Below are 24,901 nucleotides of genomic sequence, written 5' to 3' on the forward strand. Positions count from 1 at the left end.
ATGCGTATAGGAGCGATTGAAGCAGGCGGGACGAAATTCGTATGCGGGATCGGGGATGAAAACGGGAGATTTGAACATCGGATCAGCTTTCCGACCGAACATCCGGATCAGACCTTGCCCAGAGTCATAGAGTATTTTCAAGACAAAGGGGTAGAAGCGATGGGGATTGGATCATTTGGTCCAATTGACATCCGCCAAGACAGCCCGACCTACGGTTACGTTACGACAACACCTAAGCCGGGGTGGGGGAATTACGATCTGCTCGGGACTTTAAAGCAAGCCTTTCCGGTCCCGTTCGGCTTCGACACTGACGTGAATGCAGCTGTATATGGCGAGGTAAAATGGGGGGCTGCTCAAGGCCTGTCAAGCTGCTTGTACATTACGGTAGGCACGGGCGTTGGTATCGGCGTGTATTCGGAAGGCCAATTAGTTCATGGTCTTGTACATCCTGAGGGCGGGCATCTGTTGACGAGGCGCCATCCTGAAGATGATTTCGTTGGTAGTTGTCCTTACCATGGGGACTGCCTCGAAGGGATGGCGGCAGGTCCTGCTATTGAAGCCAGATGGGGGAAGAAAGGCCACGAGCTTCCGGTGGATCATAGAGCCTGGAAGATGGAAGCCTTCTACATCGCCCAGTCCATAACGGATGCTATTCTACTGCTCTCTCCGCAAAAAATAATTTTGGGCGGCGGGGTTATGCAGCAGCCTCAGTTGTACCCGCTTATCCGGGAGGCTGTGCTCCTGAACCTGAACGGATATGTCAGTTCAAGTGCCATTCTGGACCATATGGAGGAGTACATTGTTTCTCCGGGCCTTGGCCAGCAGGCGGGGTTAGGCGGCGCTTTGGCATTAGGACTCACAGCATGGAATAATCGAGTTTCTTCTATATAATACAGCAAAAGATAAGGCCGGCCAGTTATGAGCGTAATTGGCCGGCCTTGCTCTTAGTAAAGGCGACATATCATTTACAGGAAGAGAGGGTAAAGGATGAACCGGAAATCAAAATTTGCACTAACCATTCTGTTGGCTGCGGGAGTCATGATAACTTCAACAGGGATTGTTGCCGTTAATGAGGATACAGGCTGGGCCGCACCGGCAAAGCAGAAGTCCGGCAGACTGACAAAGGAGGGTCTTTCTATTTCTGAAACCGTTACCAAAGCTGCTACAAATTTGACGGGCTGGCGAATAGCCGGAAAAGGCAAGCTGGAGGATACGTCAGAAGGGCTTCTGCTGACATCCGATCCTGAAGAAAAGGTGCTGGCGATTTCCGAAACGTCAGCAGATGATTTCATATATGAGGCTGATGTAATGATCAAGGACCGGCAGCCGGAGGCTGCGCTGCTTTTCCGTTCCAGCGAGGAGGGTCAGCGTTCATACATGCTGCAAATCGTACCGGATGCCGGACTTATCCGCTTAAAAGACGGAAGCAGCGGAGAAGGTAAATTGCATGAGGAACGTAAGGTTTCCCTGGTACAAGGTGAAATCTACCATCTTAAAGTGAAAGCGGAAGGGGCCCTACTGAAAGTGTATTGGGGGAATCAATATAAGCCCGTGATTGATATCCAGGACAATGCACATCTCTCCGGACGGCTTGGACTCCACGTCTCGGGTGGAGCTGCCTTGTTCCAAAACATTAACGTAAGCGATCTGAAGGGGAATCTGGATACGGTGCTGGCAAGTCAGGGACAGTGGCAGCCGGATATCAGCGGTAAAAAAGGGATCTCTGTAAATCAGAGCAAGGCGCTGCAGATCTATAGCAGGCAAGCTGCTGATCTGGTGTATGAAGGAGTGATCTCATTTCGTTCCACTGCTGTTGCAGGCCTGGCCTTCCGTTCCTCTTCTGACGGTGCGAAGGGATATGAAGCCTCTCTTGCGAAAGAAGGAAATCAGGTACATGTCACTTTAACAAAAGCAAACGGCACAGTAATTGCCAGTTCCAAGCAGACTTATCCGAGTCCAGCGGGGGCAAAACATGCGGTGGAAGTGCAGGCGAAGGGGAACCGGATTCAGATTTTCGTGGACGGGTATACTCCGGCAGCAATAGATGTTAAGGACAGTTCTTATGCTACCGGATACGCCGGACTTGTTGTAAATCATGGAACCGCTTACTTTCAGGACGCCTATGTTACGGACGCTGGCAGTTACAATAATGAAAAATACCGGCCCCAGTATCATTATACGCCGATCCGCGGTGCCGTTAGTGATCCGAACGGGCTTGTCTATTTCGAAGGAGAATATCATCTCTTTCATCAGGATGGAGGCACATGGGCTCATGCCGTCAGCAAAGATATGCTGAACTGGAAACGCCTGCCGATTGCCCTTCCATGGAATGAGTACGGCCATGTCTGGTCCGGGTCTGCTGTGGCAGATTTGAAGAATGCCTCCGGTTTGTTCTCGGATTCAGGCGGCAAAGGCCTTCTTGCCTACTACACCTCCTTTAATCCGGATGCCCCTAACGGCAACCAGCGTATAGGTTTGGCCTACAGCAAGGATCAGGGGCGGACATGGGAAACTGCCAAGGATCGTCCAATTGTCATTGAAAACCCCGGAAAGAACGGAGAAGAACCCGGGGGATGGGACTTCCGCGATCCCAAGGTGATCTTTGATGAGGAGAATAATCGCTGGGTCATGGTGGTATCGGGCGGTGATCATATCCGCTTTTTCACATCAACTAATTTGCTCGACTGGACCTTGACCGATAATTGGGGCTATGGGGATTATGTCCGTGGCGGGGTGTGGGAATGCCCCGACTTGTTTCCGCTTACTGTACAGGGAACGACAGAGAAGAAATGGGTTCTAATGATTAGTACAGGAGCGAACCCGGCAACAGGTGGTTCAGATGCGGAATATTTTGTAGGGAGCCTGACTAAGGAAGGTAAATTCGTGAACGATAACCCGGCTGGAACCGTATTGAGGACAGACGCCGGCAAGGAGTTTTATGCATCCATGTCCTTCTCTGATATGCAAGACGGCCGCAGAGTGATGCTGGCTTGGATGTCCAACTGGGATTATCCCTTCGCCTTTCCCACGTCTAACTGGAAGGGAGAGCTGACGATCCCGAGAGAAGTTATCCTAATCAACACCCAAGACGGAATTCGTCTGGCCCAGAGTCCGGTGAAGGAGCTGGAATCCCTGCGCAGTGAACTCTATTCCGCAGCTAACAAGGTGGTCAGTCCTTCTTCTCCTAATCTGCTGAAAGGCATGACCTCAGGCGCCTATGAAATTGAACCTACCCTGGAGATTTCCGCCGGCAGCAGCGTATCGGAGTTCGGCTTCAACGTACGTGAGGGAGCGGATCAGAAGACAGTTATAGGTTATAAGCCGGGCGGGAGCACAATGTTTGTGGACCGCTCTCTTTCCGGGGAAACAGATTTCTCCAGCCTGTTCAGTACGAGACATGAAACGAAAATGCCGACAGAGAACGGCCAAATCAAGCTGCNAGCACAATGTTTGTGGACCGCTCTCTTTCCGGGGAAACAGATTTCTCCAGCCTGTTCAGTACGAGACATGAAACGAAAATGCCGACAGAGAACGGCCAAATCAAGCTGCGGATTCTGGTGGATGAATCTTCGGTTGAGGTTTTTGTAAATGAAGGGAAGTCCGTGTTCTCCGAGGTCATTTTTCCGGACCCGGCCAGCAGGGCAATGAGTTTCTATAGCAAGGGCGGCAATGTGAAGGTTGTTTCTCTGAAAGTCTATAAGCTTGGATCGGTATGGAATCCTGAGTCGGGTTCGGCAACCCGGATTGTGCTGGATACCAGTGACCGTGAACTGGGGGTTGGGCAAAGCGAAACAGTGCAGGTGATCGTAGAAAACGGACCCGGCAACGGCGCCCAGCCGCTGAAGTGGAAGTCCAGCAATGAAGATGCCGTAATCATAAAGGCGGCAGGCAATTCCCGTGTAACCCTTGAGGCGAAAAAAGCGGGCGAGTCTATCATTACAGTATCTACACCGAATGGAAAGGCATCCGCAAGTTTTGATGTGAAAGTGTTCGGCGGAACATTTCATACCAACCTCAGCGGCTGGACGCAAGATGTGTCCAAGGCTTCTTGGCTAGTTAGCGGGGATGGAATTCGCGGAAGTCACTCCAGCGACGCAAATTATGTTGCTGAGGAGAAGGCGGGAAACTTCTCGTATGAAGCCGAGATGAAACTTGGCAAGTCGGGAGGTGCAGGCTCCCTTCTGTTCCGTGCAAGTCCGGACGGACGCAGCGGCTATTACTTGAATCTGGATCCTAATATGAAGGCAATCCGTCTGTTCTACAAAATCGATGGACGTTTTGAAGAACGGCAGGTTCTGGCGAAGGTTCCAGCCTTCATTCTGCCGGACCGGACGTATAGTTTAAAGATACAAGCGGACGGACCTCATATTGTGGTGTATCTGGGCGGGCAGAAAATAATAGATCTGAAGGACGGAACCTTTGCAGCAGGCCATTTTGGACTTCATGTATTCGGAGGGTCTGTCTCCTACCAGAATGTTAATGTGAACGGGGCAGCAACGGAGAACTTGATAACATCAAGCCTGGTGAACGAAACGTTCCGGAAATCCATTTATACAGCAAATCCGGTGAAGGGTGAAGCCGTAACGGTCCGGGATGCAAATGAGATATCTGATCAGAAGTGGGTATTCGTGCCGACGGGAGATGACGCTGATTCCTACTCGATCCGTACGGCCTCGGGTCAAGCCCTTGATCTGAACACAGAACACAATTCAATTCAGCTTTATGCTTATCTGGGTTACAATAATCAGCGCTGGATCATCCATAAGAATGGGGATGGTTCAGCATCCATCCTCTCTGTCCATAATCAGTTGGCGCTGGCTGTCTCTGAGGATGGTTCGAAGCTGACGTTAGAGGCTCCTCAAACCGGTGAAGCCCGTCAACAATGGCTTATTGAGTTTTGAATGTATATTCAGCGCAGTAGAAATTACTTGTAATACGTTAAACAGTCCCGATGCAGATCATAGGCATCGGGACTGTTTTTATTGCTGGAAAGCAAGGATAGAGAATTTAAATTTGCTTGCTGTTTTCGCCCTTTATCTCCTTGCGCAGAAGGAGGGATTCGGCATAGGTAATCATGGCCTGAAGGAAAAGGATGAGCACAAGCACCACGACTAGAATAACAAGAGAGACACCGTCCTTTTTGTTAAGCATGACGGATATCCTTTCTTGAAATGCTCTGAATATATACCCATTATTAGCCAAGGTGCCGGGCAATTAAGCAAAGCCTATGCGCTTTGCACAGCACTGTTTACCGGGTAGATCCTGGTGAACAGGAAACGGGTTAGCGGCCCTACAACAATCAGCTGTAGCGGCAGGGCGCAAATGATGTTCAGTCCGGCAGTGGACAGATAGTGACGGAGGAAGTTGTCTCCGAATCCGTAGTGTGCTAGTGTGCCATATAGGGACATGCAGAGCACCATACCGAAGACCATGAAGAAGGAAATGAACAGCACCTTTTTAATCATAGGATCGGCCGGTTTAACCAATCTAAAGGCCAGACCCTTGGCCGCTTTACTGACGATGACAACATCACAGAATAAGGCGACGACGAGTGCAGGAAGTAGACCGATCGCAACATCACGGAATAAGGTATGGGTTAAGCCAGTGTTTAACATCACGTTGTAAAAGCTCATTCCGACGACCATCAACACGCACATCATACAGGTGAATACTAAAGCTTCTTTCTTGTTTCTGCCCATTGCTCAAACTCCCTTAACATTTAAGTTTTTCAAACTTCACTCATAGTATCAGTGGGCGGAAAAATTGTCAACCTAGTTGACAAAAATGCAATCTGATTGTTTATTTTAATTGTATCTTTATATTGGGGGCCTTTTTTATGAAAGACTATATCCTTGGTTTGAACTTGATAGATTTAGTCAGTGAGAAGCATAATGCTCTGCGGGAAAAAGTAAATGAAACCAGCGGTGAGCAGTTGAACAAGACTGAGACACATATTCTGGCGAAGCTGGAGCTGCATGGCATGCTCACAATTTCGGAGATCAGCAGGCAGATCAGCATTTCCCGCCAGGGTGCGCAAAAAACGATTAACGTTCTGCTGGCTGAAGGATACGTAGAAACCGCCGTGGTAGAAGGGAACTCCCGTGACAAGCATATCGTACTCACTCCCAAAGGTATTGCGGTCTGCCGGAGCATGCTGGAGATCAAGCAGAGCATCGAGGCGGAGATCGCCGCCAAAATTGGCCGGGACCAGGTGGAAACGTTGAGAAAGCTGCTTACGGAGGATTGGCTCTGAGATTGTAAGGGTCTGTTGAGGAGCTGAGGTTCTGAGGAACAGAGGTTCTGGGATTCTGAGGTTCTAAGACTCTGAGGTTCTAAGCACTCAGGCTTCTAGTTTCTAAAGTGCGCAAATTAGTTCAAGATGAAACGTTGCATTGGGGGGCGCTGTAAGTTGTAACGGACTGAGGAGACGCTATTGTCCCGAAAAACGCCAATTATTGATACAAGCGGACCGCAGAGACGTTATTTCAGCAAAAATACAGCTGCCGCGCAGTAAAATAAGCACATTAGGTCGCTGGGGTCCGCAAGACTCCGCCATTAGCCCGATTTCAGCAAATAGCTTCTCTGGAGTCCGTTACGAGGATAATGGTGGCGGGGAGGGCAGTTTGGTCACCAGCAGAGTAAGCGCAGCTGTCCGCCCTCCCGCAGGATTTCAAAAGAAACCCCGTCCGGGAGCCTATGGAGATTTCGGATTCAAACGCACAACACCGCGCATCAAGGATCTGAGTGTTCTGATCCAATTTTCAACTGCTCGCGAAGCCGGAGGTGTGAATCCGATAAATAATTTTTTTCGGATTAGATGAGTTCGATAAATCGAGGTTCCCGGTGGCTTACGGTGAGCCTTTTTGTTTTGGGCGGGATGTTTCCTTTTCCTGTCTAGGCAGGAAAGAAGCTTGCAGGTTTCAGCGGGTGTTATGCACACGTTAAAAATCCTTGGATTTCGATTCATGAAAACGCTATAATTGAAAATGATTACTTATTGAAGGAGCCTATCTATGAAAAAGGGCAGGATGTTTTATAAGATTTTTATTCCGATTCTGGTATTGGGCATCGGCCTCGTCATCAGCTTCGGCAGCTATATTTATTTGACGACGATTCATTCGGTTATTGATAGTGTTGCCAGCGGCAAGCAGAGTCTAATCACCCAAATCAAAAATACGCTGGAGCAGAAAATTAAAACCATAGAGTATGCCTTCAATACTTACAGTACGACCAGTTCCTTCAGCGAGGTTGTCAATAATCCGATGACAGAGGAGGACTTTCAGGCGTACCGGGATATCAATTCCCAGCTCAACTATATCGCTACGATGGGGATGGATGTCGGCGTAAAATATTCGCTGATCAGTCTGGTGCAAGACTGGAAAATTTCTGATGGAAGCCTTTCTCTTCTAACAGAGGAAAATCGGAAGAACCTGTACGAAAGTTATATCAACAATCAGAACAAGGGATTGTTCTGGATCAAGACGGATAAAGGAATCCGTTTTGTGAATACGCTTCCTGTATTCTCTCAGAACAAGCAGGCGATTGGCCTAGCCGATATTTCGCTGCAGACACTGCGGAATATCCTGCAGACGGAGGACAACACCACAGTGTTCATTCTGAACCGGCAGGGTGAACTGCTGTATGAATCGGCAACCGGGAAGAACCTGTTGACCAGCGGGCAAATGCAACGCATCACCAATATTGCCGAGAATGAAAGCCAGACTGGGACAGTAGCCCTGGAGAAAGCCAATTATCAAAAGGTTGAAGCCATTTATGCCAAGTCTTCTTATAATAATTGGATTTATGTCACGCTTCTGGACCAGCAGGAAATCTCCGACGCCCTGGCCACGACCCGTTTCGGCTTAATCATCCTGGGAGTGGTGATCACCCTGCTAATTGTTGTGGTGGCCTATGTAATCTCCGTGCATTTCACCAAGCCGATCCGCCAGATTCAGCGCAGGCTGGCGGTCAGCACCCAGCCGGAGGACAAGAATGAGATCGACTGGATTATCAATTCAATTGATACGATTCTGTCGGAGAAGGAAAGTCTGGAGGGACTTTTGGAGTCAGAATTGCCGCAGCTGGAAACGCAGTTTATGCTGAACCTGTTCCGCAGCCGGATTACCGCCGAAGAGCTGGAGCTCAATATGTCCCGCTTCGGTTACTCCCCCACGGAGGATTCAGTGTATTCCACGATGCTGATCCAGCTTGATAATTACGGGGAACGGCAGGCCAGCGACAAGGATCTGCTGCTTGTCGCAGTCAACAAGCTGGTGGAGGAATTGATTCCGAAAGCGCGGAGAATGATTCCGATCTTGCTGAATGACCGGACGCAGGCAACCATTCTGATCTATGAGGGAATGAATGAGCAGGAACACCGGAAGCAAGCGCTCGAGGATGCGAAGAAAATTATCAAAACAGTCAGGGATATCCTGAAGCTGTCAGTCAGTGTCGGCATTAGTAATCTCTATCAGGATTTGGCCTCCAGCAAGGAAGCCTGCGAAATGAGCAAGCAGGCGCTGCATCATCGTCTGAATCTGGGCAAAGAGTCGATTATCTTTTATGAAGATATAGCAACGGTTATTTCAGGTCCTGTCCTGCTGCATTATCCGGTAGAACTGGAATCACAGCTGTTCGACGCCATCCGGCTCGGGGATGAGGAGCTGGTATCGCGATCCTTGTACCCGCTTCTTGGCGAAATGATGAAGTATAGCAAGAACCCGCTCAATTTCGAAGTTACCCTGATCCGGTTCGTGAATAATCTGATTCAGCTGGAACAATTGATTGGCGTAGAGGTGCTGCTGACTCAGGACAATTATGCCTTGTATCACCGGCTGCTGGATATCCGCAATCCGGAGGAGATTGAACGCATTCTGGTGAATGAAGTCATCCGGCCGATGGTAACCAGCATGAAGGAGAAGACGACCCGCCAATTCCGCAGCCTCTCCGACCAGATTGCCGCCATTGTGCGCGCCGAATTTGATCAGGAGCTGTCGCTGGAGATTATCGGCGAGCGTCTGCATTACAGTCCGAACTATTTGAGCAGCATCTTCAAGAAGGAATTTGGTGTAACCTTCAGTGAATATGTCATGAACTACCGGCTGGAAATGGCCAAGAAATGGCTGGTGGAGAGCGAGATGACCATTAAGGAGATTGCTGAGCGGTTGCAATATCATAATCCGCAGAACTTCATCCGCTCCTTCCGCAAGAAGGAGCATGTGACACCCGGTGCATACCGCGCAATGAAACAGGACAAGTAGGCGGTGGAATAGACGAGAACAGCCAGTCTCCGGTTGCCGGAGACTGGCTGTTTTCGTTGCTTGTAGGTTGTGAGAAGGCGAAGCTTATAGCATATCAGCCTTTTACCGCGCCCAGCAGTGCACCTTTCGTGAAGTGCTTCTGAACAAACGGATAAGCAATCAGCATCGGAACGGTGGCAACAACGATAACTGCCATCTTGATCGTTTGTGGAGGAGGAATGACATCGACTGAAGTATTCTCTCCCTGCATCCCGCTGGAGACGATAACAATCTGGCGCAGCAGCACCTGAATCGGCCATTTCACAGAGTCTGTGATATATAGAAGGGCGGTAGTGTAAGTGTTCCAGTAAGCCACCCCGTAGAACAGGGAGAGGGTCGCAATCGAAGGCAGCGCAAGCGGCAGCATGATTTTGAGGAATACGCCAAAATCATTAGAGCCGTCGATCTTGGCTGACTCCTCCAGACTGTCCGGAAGCGCCTGGAAGAAGTTGCGCATGATGATCAGGTTAAAGGCATTGATGGCCACAGGAAAAATCAGCGACCAGTAAGAATCAATGAGTCCGAAATATTTAACAACGAGGAAGGTAGGGATCATACCGCCGCTGAACAGCATGGAGAACACCACAACAAAATTGATGAGGTTTCTTCCATATAAATATCTGCGGGATAATCCGTAGGCCATCAGAGCTGTAAGAACCATACTTACCACCGTACCTACCAGAGTGACTCCAATGGATACGGACAGGCCTTTAAAGATCGTGGATGTTGACAGGATATAGCGGTAAGCATCCAGGGAGAAGGTGGTCGGGAACAGAATGAATCTCTTCTCCACTACTTCCTGTGTTGAGGCAAAGGAACTGGCAAATACATTGATAAAGGGTAAAAGACAGATGAGTGAAATGAGTGACAGCAGGGTGGTGTTTACTATGGTAAACAGCCGGTTGCCCAGAGATTCTTTTTTGAATGATGATTGCGCCATACGGTTTTCCTCCTTGTAATCGTTTCAATGAAACTTTATCAGGGGTGCTGTATTCCGTATATAATCATTAGCAATGGCTTTATTTAGGTTAGAAAAACGGGTTGATAGGGGGCATGATCTTTATGTATTATAGTAATCCCATTAAGGGGTAGAAGCTAAAAAAACAGCATAACAGCGCGGTTCGAGCCTCCTTCGTAACTAATGATTATATACGTAATCAGCAAATGACCGTAATCTGGGAATCGTAAAGAAACGCGATCAAGGAGGCCGAACATTGAAAGAGGCAAATGTCACTATGGAGTTGAACGCTGCGCCGGTGAGGAGAAAGCGAACCCCGCACAGCCTGCTGAGTTTAAAAAGACACAAGCTATTGTATCTGATGATACTGCCGGGATTTTTGTATTTTGTAATTTTTAAGTACCTGCCTATGGGCGGAATGATTATCGCCTTTCAGGATTATCAGCCGTATCTGGGCATCACGGGAAGTCCTTGGGTGGGGTTCAAGCATTTCGTCCGTTTGTTTACGGAACCAACCTTCTTTATGCTGCTGCGCAATACACTCATCTTGTTTGCGCTAAATATTGTAATCTTTTTCCCGCTGCCGATTATTCTGGCGCTGATGCTGAATGAGGTCCGGAACAAAATGTTCAAGAGTGTGGTTCAGACCATCATTTATATCCCGCATTTCCTGTCATGGGTTATCATTGTCTCCATTACTTATGTATTCATGAATGTGGACGGCGGGGTACTGAATGAGATGATTGCTGCGATGGGCGGACAGAAGATCAGCTTCCTGACTTCGCCAGAGTGGCTGCGCACCGTGTATATCGGACAGATCATCTGGAAAGAGCTTGGCTGGTCGACCATTATCTATCTGGCAGCCATTACTGTAGTAGATACCCAATTATATGAGGCTGCGGAGATGGATGGTGCAGGGAGATTGCGCAAAACCTGGCATATCACGTTGCCGGCGATTCGCCCGGTAATCATCACCCTGCTGATTCTGAAAATCGGACATACGCTGGATCTTGGATTTGAGCACATGTATCTCTTAATCAACTCCCTGAACCGCGAAGCTGGCGAAATCTTCGATACTTATATATACACCGCCGGTCTCAAGAATGGCCAATTGAGCTTCAGTACTACTGTCGGCCTGTTCAAAGGCGTGGTTGGTCTCGTCCTTGTCATGCTGTCAAACAAGCTGGCTAAGAAGGTCGGAGAAGACGGCGTATATTAAGCAATACACACTGAATTCAACCTCCGCCTTCTTGGCGGGGGTGGAAGATACAGCAACACCATTATGTATAAAAGGGGTAGTGTACATGAATCGCAATTACAAGAAGCTGGCAGCTTTGATGTTGTGCAGCGGGCTTGTGCTCACAGCTTGCGGGGGTAACAACAATAACGCTAATAACGGCCAGGCTGAAGCTACGAATGCAGGGGCAAATTCATCCGGAGCAGCCGAAACGACTGCCAAAGCCAAGATTAGCTGGATGAACATGCTGCATACGGCATCACCGCCAACAGACACTGTACTGAACAAAATTGAAGAATTGACGAATACGGAAATTGAATTCTCCTGGGTTCCGGATCCATCCAAAGAAGAACGCATCAATACCGCACTCGCTTCTGATTCCCTCGCGGATATGGTCACCCTGACGATCCTGGATAACTCTTCGGTCCGCAATGCCTTGAAAGCGGGCGTGTTCTGGGAAGTGAGTCCTTATCTGGATGAATTCCCGAATCTGGCGGCGATCTCCCAGGAAACCCGGACTTCGGCCTCGATCGAAGGAAAGCTATATGGCATCCCATTCCAGAAAGCGGTAGCCAGAAATGGTGTCGTTATCCGCAAGGACTGGCTGGATAAGCTGGGTCTAGCAGTGCCGAAGACTACAGACGAACTGATGGAAGTTGCGAAAGCGTTTACGGAGAAGGACCCGGACGGCAACGGCAAAAAGGATACAACCGGCTTTATGGACCGCAGCGACCTCGTCTACGGAGCGTTCAAAACATTAGGCTCTTACTTCGGAACCCCAAACATCTGGGCTGTGGATGATGCGGGCAAGATGACACCGGAGTTCGATACGGAATCTTACATTAAAACCATGGATTATATGAAAGCTTTGTATGAAGGCGGCTACATCAACCAAGACTTTGCCGTAACGGCCAAAACCGACCAGCAGCAGAACTTTGCACAAGGTAGAGCCGGAATTTATGTAGGCGCTCTGTTTGACAGCAAAAACCTGATGAAAATGTCCAAGGGTATCCAGGATAACATGGAGCTGGTTATGGTCAATGACATCACCTCAACGGGCAATGAAGCGGACCGTGCGATTTGGGCGGGCGCCAACGGCATCGGCGGCTTGCTGTCCTTCCCGAAATCGGAAGTTAAGGATGAGAAAGAGCTGAAGCGTATTCTGCAATTTGTGAACGATACCATGAGCGATGAAATCTACGCCCTCATGACTTACGGTATTCAGGATGTTCATTATACCGTGGATGCCGATATGGCTGTTACTATTAAAGATGCCGATCTTTGGCAGCAGGAAGTGCAGCCGTTCGCGTCCTCCCGTGTAAAAGAAACCGGATATAAGATTCATGATTCCGATCCGCTCAAGGTTGAAGCCGAGCGGCTGATCGAAGAAAATGCCAAGTATGGGGTACTTAATCCTGCCTTTTCGCTGGAATCCGAGACCCACACAACCCAAGGCTCTGAGCTGACAAAGATTGTTACGGATGCCACCTATAAATATATTCTCGGTAAAATCGACTTGAACGGCTATAAGTCCGAGATTGAAAAGTGGAAGAAATCAGGCGGCAGCAAGATTATTACCGAATACGAAGCTGCTTACAAAGCAGTTAACCCTTAATGCAGCGAAAGCTGCCGGAACTATGAATTAAGCATAGCAAAGAGGTCCTATCCGCCGATGATGGCGGATAGGACCGTATTTTATCCAACCAAGGAGGAACACATGGCAAACACGAATAAATCTTCAGCAAACTTGAACTGGGCTGTAAAGATGGCGGATTCCATCATGGAACGGACGCCTAGATTATATGAGGACAAAGGGTATCAGGGCAAGTGGTCTTATGATTACGGTGTTATTCTGAAGGGCTTCGAACTGCTGTGGAAACAGACCGGTGAAGCGAAGTATTACCATTATATTCAGGAAAACATGGACTATTTCATCGGGGAAGACGGTTCAGTGAAGGGCTACCGGCTCGAAGAATACAATATTGATCATCTCAATAACGGAAAGCTGCTGTTCGTTCTTCACCGGGAAACAGGCCAGGAGAAATACAAAAAGGCAGCCGCATTGTTAAGAAAGCAAATCACAGCGCATCCCCGGACCTCGGAAGGTGCATTTTGGCATAAAAAAATTTATCCCTACCAAATCTGGCTTGATGGCTTGTATATGGGATCACCCTTCTATCTGGAGCATTTGCTCGCCTTCGAAGAAGGGAAAGGTCTGGAAGATGTAACCCGCCAGTTCATCCTTTGTGCGCGCCATACCAAGGATGAACACACGGGACTCTTGTATCATGCCTGGGATGAACAGCGTGTTCAGCCGTGGTGCGATCCTGAAACCGGACTGTCACCGAATTTCTGGGGGCGCTCCCTGGGCTGGTATGTGATGGCGCTGGCCGATGTGCTTGAGATGCTTCCTGCCGAACATACCGATTACGGCACGCTGGTGAGTATTCTTCAAGATACGCTCTCCACTTTGCGCAAGTACCAGGATCAAGACAGCGGGGTATGGTATCAGGTTGTCAATGAGGGTGGACGCAAAGGCAATTATTTGGAGGCCTCTGCTTCCAGCATGATTACCTATGCGATCGCCAAGGGCATCCGGCTTGGACTGCTGGATAACAGCTGGCTCGAAACGCTGGACCGCGCCTATCAAGGGCTGATCGCGGAATTTGTGCTTGTGACGAACAGCGGCTGGGTTAACCTGAACAAAAACTGCCAAGTCGCCGGACTCGGCGGGGATGACCGGAGAGACGGCAGCTACGCCTACTATATCAGTGAGCCGATCATCACCAATGATCAAAAAGGGCTTGGCGCATTCCTGCTCGCTTGCGGGGAGTACGAATTCCTGCAGCGTCCGGCCGCCGGGAAGGAATAGGTGAAGCCATATGTCATTTTATAGCATTGATGATTTCGGATCACATAAGAACAGCACGGAGCTGTCGACGGCAGCTATTGTCGGGGCGATTCAAGCGGCGAGCGAAGCCGGAGGCGGTACTGTATATATTCCTTCCGGCACCTATCGTACAGGCGCGGTCATTCTTAGCAGCAATATCGAACTGCGTCTAAGCCCCGGTGCTGTCCTCTCCTTCAGCTCGGACCCTGAGGATTATCCAGTAGTGGAGTCCCGCTGGGAGGGAGTGAAGCGTGGGGTTCATGCTTCCTGCATCTTCGGCATGAACTTGGTTAATGTGTCAGTGACCGGCGGCGGCAAGCTGGATGGTAACGGCGGGCCGTGGTGGGAGAAGCAGCGCAATTCCCCCGAAGAGCTGCAGTATCCCCGGCCGAAGCTGATCAGCTTTGACGGCTGCAACAGGGTTACGCTTAAAGATTTGACCTTGGTGAACTCCCCGAGCTGGACGGTCAATCCCATCCGCTGCCAGGATGTGACCATTGATAATCTGTCGATCCACAACCCGGCCGATTCACCCAACACGGATGGCATTGATCCGGAATCGTGCGTGAATGTGCGGATCAGTAACTGCCATATCGACGTGGGGGATGACTGCATCGCCATTAAGGCGGGGACAGAGGACACGAAGGAACGGATTGCTTGCGAGAATATTGCAATTACGAACTGCACCATGATTCACGGTCACGGCGGTGTGGTGCTGGGCAGTGAAATGAGCGGCGATATCCGCAATGTCGTCATCAGCAACTGCGTGTTCAAGCAGACGGACCGCGGCATCCGGCTGAAGTCCAGACGCGGGCGCGGGGGTGTGGTCGAAGACATCCGTGTCAGCAACATTGTGATGGAGGATGTAATCTGTCCGTTTATCCTGAATCTTTATTACTTCTGCGGTCCACGCGGCAAGGACAAATATGTCTGGGACAAAAATCCCTATCCGGTGACGGAGGAAACTCCAAACTTCAGACGGATTCATTTTGCCAATATTACTGCGCGGCAGGTTCATGCGGCAGCAGGTTTTCTCTACGGTTTGGCAGAGCAATATATTTCGGAAATTACCTTCTCCGATATCGATATCTCCATGGCGGAGAATGCTGTTCCGGGACGTCCGGCGATGATGTCCGGGATTCAGGAGATGAACAACCGCGGCTTCTATCTCGGCAATGTCAGGGATATCCGCTTCCGGCAGGTAACGATAGAGAATCATGAAGGGCCGGCGTTTTATATTGAGAACGGGGAAGAGGTGGAAATCAGCGGCTGCCAGTCCAGAAATACGCGCCAAGCGGAGGAACTGGTGCAGCAGGTGACAGTAGCCCCTTCACAGGAAGATCTCAGCGGTCTGGAAGAATGATATTGGAACATGACAAACGGAAGGAGCCAGGGAATGATTTCAGAGCACACGAAGACCGGCATTATACAGAATCCAATACTAAAGGGCTTTAACCCGGATCCTTGCCTGGTACGGGCAGGAGAAATGTATTATATCGCGGTATCCTCGTTTGAATGGCTGCCCGGTGTGCGGGTGTACCAGTCCGCAGATCTGGCCGAATGGGAGCATTGTACGGATATTCTGACCCATCAGGTGGATCTGAGGGGAAATCCGAAGAACTGCAGCATCTGGGCGCCGCAGCTCAGCTATCAGGATGGATTGTTTTACCTGATCTATACGGAAGTGAAGAGCACGAAACGGCCGTTCAAGGACTGTCATAACTACCTGATCACCGCCCCGGACATCGAAGGGCCCTGGAGTGAGCCGGTGTATCTGAACAGCAGCGGCTTTGATCCGTCGCTGTATCATGATGAGGACGGGCGGAAATGGCTGCTGAATGAACTATGGGATTACCGCATCACCGAAGGCAATAAATCCTCCGGCATCGTCATTCAGGAATACGCTCCGGAGCAGCGCCGGTTAATCGGTGAACCGGTCAAAATCTTCGACTGCACCGACCTCAAGAAGACCGAAGCGCCGCATATTTACAAGCGCGGCGGCTATTACTACCTGATTACCGCAGAGGGCGGGACCGGCTCCGGCCATGCCGTAACTGTGGCGCGTTCCACTTCACTGCTTGGACCATACGAAGTAGATCCGCTCAATCCGATGCTGACCTCCCGCAATAATCCTGAGCTGCCGCTGCAATGCGCCGGTCACGGCAGTCTGGTCGAGACACCGGACGGGGAATGGTATATGGCACATTTATGCACACGTCCGCTGGAGGGTGAATATGCCATTCTCGGGCGTGAAACCGCCCTGCAGCAGGTATATTGGACCGAAGACGGCTGGCTGCGGCTGACCTCCGGGGGCAGCACGCCTCTGCTGGAGGTGCAGGCACCAAAAGGAACGAAGGTCGGGAAGCAGAACCGCGCCTTGGATTTCGAGGATGATTTCAGCGGTCCGGCGCTGAAGAAGAACTGGAATACGCTGCGGATAACGGCAGATGAAAGCTGGTGTTCTCTGGCGGAAAGACCGGGATGGCTGCGGATCAGGGCCGGGGAATCGGTGCAAAGCCTGTTCCGGCACCATATCCTGGCCATCCGCCAGACGGACAGCAGCTTCCGCGCAGAGACAGCGCTTGAAGCCGAGCCAGCCAGCTATCTGCAGATGGCAGGTCTCCTGCTGTACCTCAATGAAGATAATTATCTGTACGCCTATATCAGCCATGAAGAAGGACGCGGTAAAGTGCTGCGGCTGATGCGCTGCGCGGCCGATGAATTTACTGCCGAGCCTGTAATTATTGATCTGAATGCAGGTGAAACTGTGCAGATTGCAGTGGAAGTGAGCGAAGTGAACGCGCAGTTCATGTATCTCGCCGGTGAAGCGGCGGCGTGGAAGCCGCTGGGCGGAGAATATAATATAAGCTTCCTGTCTGGAGGCTTCACAGGCAACTTCGTAGGTATTGCTGCGCATGATATGGGGCAGTTCGGCGGCAGCAGCGCCGATTTCTCGTATTTCCGCTATCAAGGGAAGGCATAAAGAAGGCTTCACTTTCGGAGAGTTCCGGCAACTGCCGGAGCTCTCCGCATTCTCATATAACCTAGGAGGTTTTGTATGAAGAAAAAATGGTTGGCGGAGCTGCTGATAGCCGGTCTCCTTGCGACAAGTGTTCCATTCGGCACTGCTGAGGCCGCACTTTTGGAAGCGCTTCCTGCTTTCCCTGGTGCAGAGGGCGGCGGCAAATATGTAACCGGCGGCAGGGCACAGGCTGTGTATGAGGTTACAACGTTGGCTGATTACGGGCGCAACGAAACGCCGATCCCCGGTTCTCTCCGCGATGCGGTAAGCGGGAGCAACCGGACGATCGTATTCCGTGTAGGAGGAACGATCCGCCTGAAGGAGTCGCTGAAGATCACCGGCTCCAATCTGACGATTGCCGGCCAGACCGCACCGGGCGATGGCATAACCGTAGCCGATTATACGACATCCATAGAAGCCGACAATATCATTATGCGTTATATGCGCTTTAGACTCGGAGACCGGGTTGTCAGTGAAGATGATGCCTTCGGCTCGCGTTATTACAAGAACATCATCATTGACCACAGCTCGTTCAGCTGGTCGGTCGATGAAGTGGTCAGCCTGTATGACAATGAGAATACTACGGTGCAATGGTCGATCTCCGCAGAAAGCATGCTGATGACCAGCCATCATAAAGGGCGGCACGGCTACGGCGGCATCTGGGGCGGCAAAAATGCCAGCTATCATCATAACCTCATTGCCCATAGTACCAGCCGCAATCCCCGGCTGCCCACGATAACGAGGCTGGTCGATCTGACGGAAATGACGAACAATGTTATTTACAACTGGGGTTTCGCATCGACCTATGGCGGCGGAGCTGAAGGTTATTTGTACAATATCAGCAACAACTATTATAAAAATGGCCCCAATACTTACAGCAGCGTGAAAAAACAGTTATTCGGGGAAGTAGCGCCGGTTACGAAGCTGTATCTGGCAGGAAATGTGATGGACGGCAGTCCGGAGGTCACAGCGGATAACTGGAAAGGCGTTCAGAGCCACTCGGACAGTTCAAAGCTGGCGGAGCCGGCAGTGATGCCGAACCCTTATGTGGAAGAGCCGGCCAGCGATGCGTATGCGAATGTTCTGGCCGGTGCCGGAGCCACTTTGCCGAGACGGGATGCCTACGATGCGCGTGTGATGAATGATGTAAAGAACCGTACCGGGCAGCATATCAATTCTCCATTGGAAATTGGCGGGTATCCCGACTACCCGGAGACCGCTTCAAAGGTGGTCGATCAGGATCATGACGGAATGGACGACGCCTGGGAAACAGCAAGAGGCCTGTCGCCGTCCGATCCTGCCGACCGCAACGGAACGTCGCTGTCAAGTGAAGGCTACACCAATCTTGAAGTTTATCTGAATGATCTGATTGTTCAGGCCACAGCAAGCGGAGAACATACCGACAATCCTGTAACCGCTATCAGTTATCCAACCAACAATCAGATTCTGGAGGCGGGCAGTGATGTAACCTTAACGGCCTCCGCGAGCGACAAAGACGGGATAGCCAAGGTTGAATTTATCGTAAATGGTGTGAAGCAGGGAGAAGCTGCCACAGCGCCTTACCGCTTCGAATGGAAAAATGTGCAGGACGGAACTTATTATCTCGTTGTTCAGGCTACCGACAACAAAGGCCTTAAGACACAGTCGGACAATGTTGCAGTTCATGTCAATGCCTCAGGCAGTACCGGTCCATGGACACCAGCAGATATCGGAAATCCGGGTATTGCCGGACATACCTCGGTTAATGCAGAGACCGGGCAGGTCACCGTCAAATCAGCGGGGCTGGTTGGTGCCGCCTCGGAGAGTGTTAAAACGGAGGATAACTTCCACTTTGCCTATCAGACCCTGGAGGGCAACGGAGAACTGATTGCCAAGATTGATTCCGTAACGGCGACAGATGATGATGCGAAAGCGGGAGTGATGATCCGCGACAGCCTGCAGCCTGATGCCAAGATGGCTATGATGGCGATTCCTTATGTGAAATATGGCAAAAAAGGAGTTCTGATTACCCGCTCCGTTACAGGGGCCAAGGTAGTTAGGACGGAACCTGATAGTTTTATCACCACCCCTTATTGGGTGAAGCTGGTCCGGCTTGGCGACGAAGTGACAGGGCTGGTCTCGCCGGATAAGGTGGCATGGAGCAAGGTGGGCACAGTGAACCTTGGGCTGAAAGAGACGGTTTATATGGGTCTTGCCGCCGATGCTGCCAAGGCGGATAACGAAGTCAACCGCTATAATATCTCCCGCTTCAGCGGTGTGGAACTGAAAACCCTTGACGATAAGTTCCCGGCAACACCCCTTGGACTTACAGCTGCGGGAGGCAGCAAGAAGGTGGAGCTGAAATGGGAGCCAGTCCCTTTTGCTAAGACCTACAGCATTAAACGAAGTGAGGTTTCGGGCGGGCCCTATACGCTGGTAAGCAAAGACAACACAGGCAACCTCTATACCGATCTTGATGTAAGTCCGGGAAAAACCTACTATTATACGGTCAGTGCCGTGAACGAATTCGGTGAAAGCTTCGATTCGGACGAGGCGAGTGCCGAGCCTAAGGCTGAAGCGGGCAATATCTATTATGTGGATGAGGATTTCGAGCGGGTGGCTGCGGGCACCACACCCGAGTATTATGAGGTATCTCCGAATCCACAGACCGATGCGCAAAAAGTGGTTGTGTCTGCCACACCATCCGGAAGTAAGGGGAACACGTCGGCACAAGTGCTGAATGTGTATGATTCCGCGAACGGCAATGTGCAGTTTATCCGCAAGTTCACGCCAATGACAGGTGCGCTGGTGATTGATACCGATTTTATGTTCGCTGCGGAATCGGGCACTTCAGTGTTCCTGCAGGCCCAGAGTACAGATGGAAGCAAAACCGCGTTCTCCATTGAGAGCCGCAAACCGACGCTTCCGGCCGCAGCGGGCAAATACACACTGACGATGAGCAGGGGGAGCAGCCAATACCATCAGCTGATGAGCGCCTACGCACTGAACCAGTGGTATAACCTGAAGCTGAAGGTGGATGTGCAGGGTGATGAAGTCGAGGTCTATATCGACAACCAGCTTGCAGGCTCTTTTCCGTTTACCACCACAAATTTTGCGGGATATGGTATCGGACGGATCCTGTCCAAAACACCGGGCGGCGGGTCCGGCAATTATTATCTGGATAATCTGAAAGTTTACGTGGAGCCAGTCGCAACGCCGCTCGGGTTAACCGGTCTTCCCGGCAACGGAGCAGCGCAGCTGAAATGGCCTGCACTTGAAGGGGCGGCCTCCTATAATGTTAAAAGGGCACTTACGGCCGGCGGCCCCTATGATACGGTTGCCAGTGCCATTACGGAGACTTCCTATGTGGATAAGGAGCTCACCAATGAAACCACGTATTATTACGTTATTACTGCCGTGGCTCTATCCGGTGAATCGGGCAACTCCAATGAAATCAGCATAACTCCTTCCGCTTCGGCAGTGAAATTGCCCGCGCCGGAGCAGCTTGCGGCGGTAAGCCGGAATGCCCAGCTAGAGCTGAGCTGGAATGCGGTGAAATATGCGGAAAGCTATACCGTCAAGCAGTGGAATGCAGCAGCGGACCGCTATGAACTCGTGGCGGAGGGCCTCACGGATACCGCTTACCGCATCGGCGGGTTAACCAACGGGCAAACTTACCGTTTTGTCATCTCAGCGGTCAATGTTGCCGGGGAGGGTGAGGACTCACTGCCTGTGGAAGCACAGCCGCTCACGGCCTTGGCAACGCCTGAAGTTACCGTCCAGGCCGGTGATAGTGCCGTTAAGGTGAACTGGACGGCCGTCGGGGACGCGCAGAGCTATAGAGTAACACGGGCATTGTCGCCGGAAGGCCCATATGAATTGCTCGCTGCGGAGATCAGCGGCACCAGCTATGACGATACCGGACTGGCGAATGGTACGCCATATTATTACAAGGTGGCCGCCGCCGCAGGCACCCGCAGCGGGCTGGCATCGGATGCAGCCGGAACGGTTCCGTTCCAGAACGCCGGCCAGCCCGGTATTCCTCAAGGGGTTGCAGCTGAACCTGGTAACGGGGAAGTGAAGCTGAGCTGGACTGCATCTGCAGGCAACAGCAGCTACCGGATTATCCGTTCGGAGACTGGCGGCGACTATAGGGTCGTTGCTGAAGGGATCGGTGAAGCAGCGTATACCGACACCGGACTGGCAAATGGAACCGCTTATGATTATGCGGTAATCGCCGTTGACGGCAGCGGAGGCGCGGCAAGTCTCCCGTCCATGGCAGTCAGTGCGGTTCCGGCCCCGGTCATGGTAGTCGATCAGAGCGGAGCGGGAGATTACAAGACCCTCAACGAAGCAATCCTGGCATCACCTGATAACAGTACACTCACGACGATCATCAAGGTGAAGAACGGAACGTATCCAGAGAAGGTGCTGGTGCCGGCAGGCAAGAAGAATCTGCGCATCATCGGCGAAAGCCGGGAAGGCACCTTGCTCGTCAACGCAGACTCGGCCAAGACGATAGGGCCGGACGGCAAAGAAATGGGCACCAGCGGCAGTTATACGCTTAAAGTGGCGGCAACAGATTTCACGCTGGAGAATATGACGGTTCAGAACAGTGCTGGCCGGACTGCCGGGCAGGCTGTAGCCCTAGATGCCGAAGGGGACCGGGGCGTATACCGCAACGTCAAGCTGCTCGGATATCAGGATACGCTGTTCGCAGATAAAGGAAGAGCTTATTTCGTGGACAGCCATATTGAAGGGACTGTGGATTTTATCTTCGGTAACGCCGCTGCGGTGTTCGAGAACAATGTCATTCAAAGCGCGGGTGCCGGCTATGTAACTGCTCCTTCCACGGAAGCGGGTAAACCGGGATATGTATTCCTGAATAACCGCCTGACTGCCGGTGAAGGGGTGGCCGCGGGGAGCATGGATTTGGGCAGACCGTGGAGAGACTATGGCAGCTCCACCTTCATCAATACAGATATGGGAGCCCACATCAAGCCAAGCGGCTGGCATGAATGGTATGAAGGCCGTTCCCGGACGGCACGTTTCTCCGAGTATATGAGCTATGGGGAGGGGGCTAACGCAGCCGCACGCTACAGCTGGTCCAAGCAATTAACTGCAGAAGAGGCGCAGGCCATTACCGTTCAGGCTGTGCTGGCCGGCAGCGACGGCTGGAATCCGCAGCCGCTGGTGCGCCTCTTGAGCCAATCTCAAGTGCCAGGAGAGAAGGTCTCTTCCATTACTGTAAGTGGTGAAGAGGGCAGGAAGACGATCGAAACGGATAAAGGCGTTCTTCATCTTCAGGCAGTTGTGCTTCCGGAGAATGCGGCCAACCGCAACGTGCACTGGACCGTGACGGAGCCTGACGGAATGACTTCTACCCCTAAGGCCTCCATTGATGAAAACGGGCTACTTGCGGCAAAAGCAAACGGGACCGTTCTAGTGACCGCGGCTGCGCTCGACGGCAGCCGGATCAGCGGCGGTCTGGAGGTGGTAATCAGCGGGCAGGAGGAAGTTGCAGCCGGGTTGCCTTCGGCGACGCTGAACGGGCCTGTCACCGTGTCGCCCGGGCAGGAATTTGCCTACCGGGTCGGTATTTCCAATGTTACTGATTCCGTCTACAGGTCGGTATACTCCGCCGACTTTACGCTGGATTATGCTGCGGCCGGGATAGAATTTATCTCCGCCCGGAGTCTCGTTGAGGGGATTACGCTTAGTCCTGTCTCCGCAGATCATCCGGGGCAACTCAGCGTCAGTGCAGCAGCGGCGGAAGGAGTTGCTCTGACCGACGCCAAGGAATTTATCGAAATCAGCTTCCGGGCCAAGGAGACGGCAGCTGAAATTTCAGTGCCGCTGAAATTCGCTGCTTTCAGCGGGTCGAATGGGATCCTGAATTTCCCGATTAAGCATGAAGCGCAGGCTGTTATCCGGGTCATTCCTAAAGTTGCTACCCAAATAAACGTCACTTCTGCAGGCAACGTGAGTGTACTGCAGACCGGGCAAAAGCTGCAAATGCATGCGGCTGTCCTGCCCGTAGGCACCACCGGTACTACGGTTACGTGGTCCGTGTATAATGCCGACGGTTCCTCTACGGTCAGGGCAACCATTACGGAAACGGGTCTGGTCACTGCAATAGCTGCCGGAAAGATCACCGTGAAGGCAGCTTCTGGTGAGAGTCCGGGCGTTGCGGGGACGATGAATCTGGAGATCAAGGATGGTAACCAGCCCCCGCAACCGGGCGGAAATCTGCCGTCTATCGTGACAACCGGCAAACAGCCGCAAATTACAGCGGGTGTCAATGGAATTACAGTCTCCCTGGCAGCAAATGTGAATGGAAAAGTCACGGCAGAGCTATCCGCAATAACGATCACAAAGGCGGTGGAAGCCGTTCAGACGGATACACTCCGGATTGAAGTGCGCTCCCCTGCGGATACCACTGCCGTCCAGCTGACGCTGCCAGCGCAGGTAATGGTTCAAGCCGTCTCCGGGAGAGTCCGGACGGTGGAGATAGACTTGGGACTGTCCAGCTTCCGGCTGGATGCGGAACTTATTCGGCGGGCAGCCGGATCAGCTTCCTCAAGCCTTACATTTACTGTTGCCAAATCAGGCAGTGAACAGATTACGGTTCAGGGTAACCTTGGCAATATCTATGAACTGGGCTTCTCCGTTGACGGGCAGCCGGTGAAGCAATTTGACGGCGGCCTGAAGGTATCGCTGAACTACGACCGTCCGGCTGCAGCTGCAGCCGAGAAAATAGTCATTTATCATATCCTTGATAAGGGTCAGGCGGAGGTCATCAGAAATTCCAAATACAACCTGCTGACCGGGAAAGTGGACTTCAGTCCGGCGCATTTCAGTAAATATGCTGCAGGTTATGCAGAGAGTACCTTCGGCGATATTGCCGGACTGGAATGGGCAAAGGGCAGTATTGAAGCACTTGCCGCCAGGGGAATCCTTGAGGGGACGGATACACATACTTTCGGGCCCGGCTTGAAGGTAACCCGGGCAGAGTTCCTGAAGATGCTGATGCTGGCGCTAGATTTGGACAATAGCGAAGCGGCAAGCACCTTCACCGATGCTGCACCGGATGACTGGTATTACAGTTCTGTTGCGGCAGCCCAGCAGCTGGGTATCGTACTGGGCAGACCGGACGGAACCTTTGGTGCGGACGCACCCATCACCCGTGAGGAAATGGCGCTGATTGCATTCCGCGCAGCCCGGCAGGCCCATCTCCCGCTTCAGGGCTCGGGCCAAACCGCTGCATACAAGGATGCAACCAATATTTCCGAATACGCACTGGCGGCAGTTCAAGCCATGAGCGGAGCGGGAATCATACAAGGCGTAGGCAATAACAGCTATGCGCCTAAAGCGCAGGCTTCCCGGGCACAGGCGGCAGTGATTGTACAGCATTTGTTCCTGTTAAGACCGTAATTTCTTAAGCAATCCGTTGTCATCCACCAGTCAGCCTGAACCGCAGCTCATAACGAGCAGCCGGTTCAGGCTGATTGTTTTT

The 24,901-nt window shown here is 51.6% G+C and carries 13 protein-coding genes and 1 pseudogene; 11 read left to right on the forward strand and 3 right to left on the reverse strand.

Features of this window, described 5'->3' with window-relative positions:
• The 3 genes and pseudogenes from ACAN56_RS21370 (at nt 1) to ACAN56_RS21380 (ending at nt 4,901) form a co-directional block, all read left to right on the forward strand.
• Nucleotides 1-891, forward strand: coding sequence for an ROK family protein (locus ACAN56_RS21370; protein WP_038596298.1), 891 nt, complete (start codon nt 1-3; stop codon nt 889-891).
• A 96-nt stretch (nt 892-987) separates the two neighbouring features.
• Nucleotides 988-3,375, forward strand: a pseudogene (locus ACAN56_RS21375) (glycoside hydrolase family 32 protein); the annotation flags it as partial.
• Between the two features lie 71 nt (nt 3,376-3,446).
• Nucleotides 3,447-4,901 carry a GH32 C-terminal domain-containing protein gene (locus ACAN56_RS21380; protein WP_489685703.1) on the forward strand — a complete coding sequence of 485 codons (1,455 nt, stop codon included), beginning with the start codon at nt 3,447-3,449 and terminating at the stop codon, nt 4,899-4,901.
• Between the two features lie 106 nt (nt 4,902-5,007).
• On the opposite strand, the gene ACAN56_RS21385 is transcribed toward ACAN56_RS21380, so the two are convergent.
• Entirely contained in the window at nt 5,008-5,151 is a 144-nt protein-coding gene (locus ACAN56_RS21385) for a hypothetical protein (RefSeq protein WP_179091829.1), read from the reverse strand.
• 74 nt (nt 5,152-5,225) lie between these two features.
• Nucleotides 5,226-5,699: a DUF2798 domain-containing protein gene (locus tag ACAN56_RS21390; RefSeq protein WP_379145667.1), complete on the reverse strand. Its 474-nt coding sequence runs from the start codon at nt 5,697-5,699 to the stop codon at nt 5,226-5,228.
• Nucleotides 5,700-5,836: 137 nt separating this feature from the next.
• On the opposite strand from ACAN56_RS21390, the gene ACAN56_RS21395 reads away from it, so the two are divergent.
• Nucleotides 5,837-6,253, forward strand: coding sequence for a MarR family winged helix-turn-helix transcriptional regulator (locus ACAN56_RS21395; RefSeq protein ID WP_038596294.1), 417 nt, complete (start codon nt 5,837-5,839; stop codon nt 6,251-6,253).
• Between the two features lie 760 nt (nt 6,254-7,013).
• Nucleotides 7,014-9,260 carry an AraC family transcriptional regulator gene (locus ACAN56_RS21400; RefSeq protein WP_038596289.1) on the forward strand — a complete coding sequence of 749 codons (2,247 nt, stop codon included), beginning with the start codon at nt 7,014-7,016 and terminating at the stop codon, nt 9,258-9,260.
• A 94-nt stretch (nt 9,261-9,354) separates the two neighbouring features.
• Here the strand turns inward: ACAN56_RS21400 and ACAN56_RS21405 are convergent, their stop codons facing one another.
• The gene (locus tag ACAN56_RS21405) at nt 9,355-10,239 is read right to left on the reverse strand and encodes a carbohydrate ABC transporter permease (RefSeq protein WP_038596286.1); all 885 of its coding nucleotides are present in this window, start codon (nt 10,237-10,239) and stop codon (nt 9,355-9,357) included.
• 295 nt (nt 10,240-10,534) lie between these two features.
• Between ACAN56_RS21405 and ACAN56_RS21410 the strand changes: the two genes are divergently transcribed.
• The 6 genes from ACAN56_RS21410 to ACAN56_RS21435 all read left to right on the forward strand — a co-directional run bounded on the left by ACAN56_RS21410 (nt 10,535) and on the right by ACAN56_RS21435 (nt 24,819).
• Nucleotides 10,535-11,476, forward strand: coding sequence for an ABC transporter permease (locus tag ACAN56_RS21410; RefSeq protein ID WP_076113213.1), 942 nt, complete (start codon nt 10,535-10,537; stop codon nt 11,474-11,476).
• 85 nt (nt 11,477-11,561) lie between these two features.
• Nucleotides 11,562-13,109, forward strand: coding sequence for an extracellular solute-binding protein (locus ACAN56_RS21415; RefSeq protein WP_076113187.1), 1,548 nt, complete (start codon nt 11,562-11,564; stop codon nt 13,107-13,109).
• Nucleotides 13,110-13,211: 102 nt separating this feature from the next.
• Nucleotides 13,212-14,366: a glycoside hydrolase family 88/105 protein gene (locus ACAN56_RS21420; RefSeq protein ID WP_379145668.1), complete on the forward strand. Its 1,155-nt coding sequence runs from the start codon at nt 13,212-13,214 to the stop codon at nt 14,364-14,366.
• A gap of 10 nt (nt 14,367-14,376) precedes the next feature.
• Nucleotides 14,377-15,747, forward strand: a complete 1,371-nt coding sequence (locus ACAN56_RS21425) for a glycoside hydrolase family 28 protein (RefSeq protein ID WP_379145669.1) — start codon at nt 14,377-14,379, stop codon at nt 15,745-15,747.
• Between the two features lie 33 nt (nt 15,748-15,780).
• Nucleotides 15,781-17,367 carry a glycoside hydrolase family 43 protein gene (locus tag ACAN56_RS21430; protein ID WP_379145670.1) on the forward strand — a complete coding sequence of 529 codons (1,587 nt, stop codon included), beginning with the start codon at nt 15,781-15,783 and terminating at the stop codon, nt 17,365-17,367.
• Nucleotides 17,368-17,442: 75 nt separating this feature from the next.
• Entirely contained in the window at nt 17,443-24,819 is a 7,377-nt protein-coding gene (locus tag ACAN56_RS21435) for a pectinesterase family protein (protein ID WP_379145672.1), read from the forward strand.
• The last annotated feature ends 82 nt before the right edge of the window (nt 24,820-24,901 follow it).

Source organism: Paenibacillus paludis, from assembly GCF_042610515.1.
Lineage (GTDB): Bacteria > Bacillota > Bacilli > Paenibacillales > Paenibacillaceae > Paenibacillus_AQ.

Coding starts and splice junctions, on each gene's coding strand:
- ACAN56_RS21370 (WP_038596298.1), top strand. CDS start 1: ATGCGTATAGGAGCGATTGAAGCAGGCGGGACGAAATTCGTATGCGGG.
- ACAN56_RS21380 (WP_489685703.1), top strand. CDS start 3,447: ATGTTTGTGGACCGCTCTCTTTCCGGGGAAACAGATTTCTCCAGCCTG.
- ACAN56_RS21385 (WP_179091829.1), bottom strand. CDS start 5,151: ATGCTTAACAAAAAGGACGGTGTCTCTCTTGTTATTCTAGTCGTGGTG.
- ACAN56_RS21390 (WP_379145667.1), bottom strand. CDS start 5,699: ATGGGCAGAAACAAGAAAGAAGCTTTAGTATTCACCTGTATGATGTGC.
- ACAN56_RS21395 (WP_038596294.1), top strand. CDS start 5,837: ATGAAAGACTATATCCTTGGTTTGAACTTGATAGATTTAGTCAGTGAG.
- ACAN56_RS21400 (WP_038596289.1), top strand. CDS start 7,014: ATGAAAAAGGGCAGGATGTTTTATAAGATTTTTATTCCGATTCTGGTA.
- ACAN56_RS21405 (WP_038596286.1), bottom strand. CDS start 10,239: ATGGCGCAATCATCATTCAAAAAAGAATCTCTGGGCAACCGGCTGTTT.
- ACAN56_RS21410 (WP_076113213.1), top strand. CDS start 10,535: ATGGAGTTGAACGCTGCGCCGGTGAGGAGAAAGCGAACCCCGCACAGC.
- ACAN56_RS21415 (WP_076113187.1), top strand. CDS start 11,562: ATGAATCGCAATTACAAGAAGCTGGCAGCTTTGATGTTGTGCAGCGGG.
- ACAN56_RS21420 (WP_379145668.1), top strand. CDS start 13,212: ATGGCAAACACGAATAAATCTTCAGCAAACTTGAACTGGGCTGTAAAG.
- ACAN56_RS21425 (WP_379145669.1), top strand. CDS start 14,377: ATGTCATTTTATAGCATTGATGATTTCGGATCACATAAGAACAGCACG.
- ACAN56_RS21430 (WP_379145670.1), top strand. CDS start 15,781: ATGATTTCAGAGCACACGAAGACCGGCATTATACAGAATCCAATACTA.
- ACAN56_RS21435 (WP_379145672.1), top strand. CDS start 17,443: ATGAAGAAAAAATGGTTGGCGGAGCTGCTGATAGCCGGTCTCCTTGCG.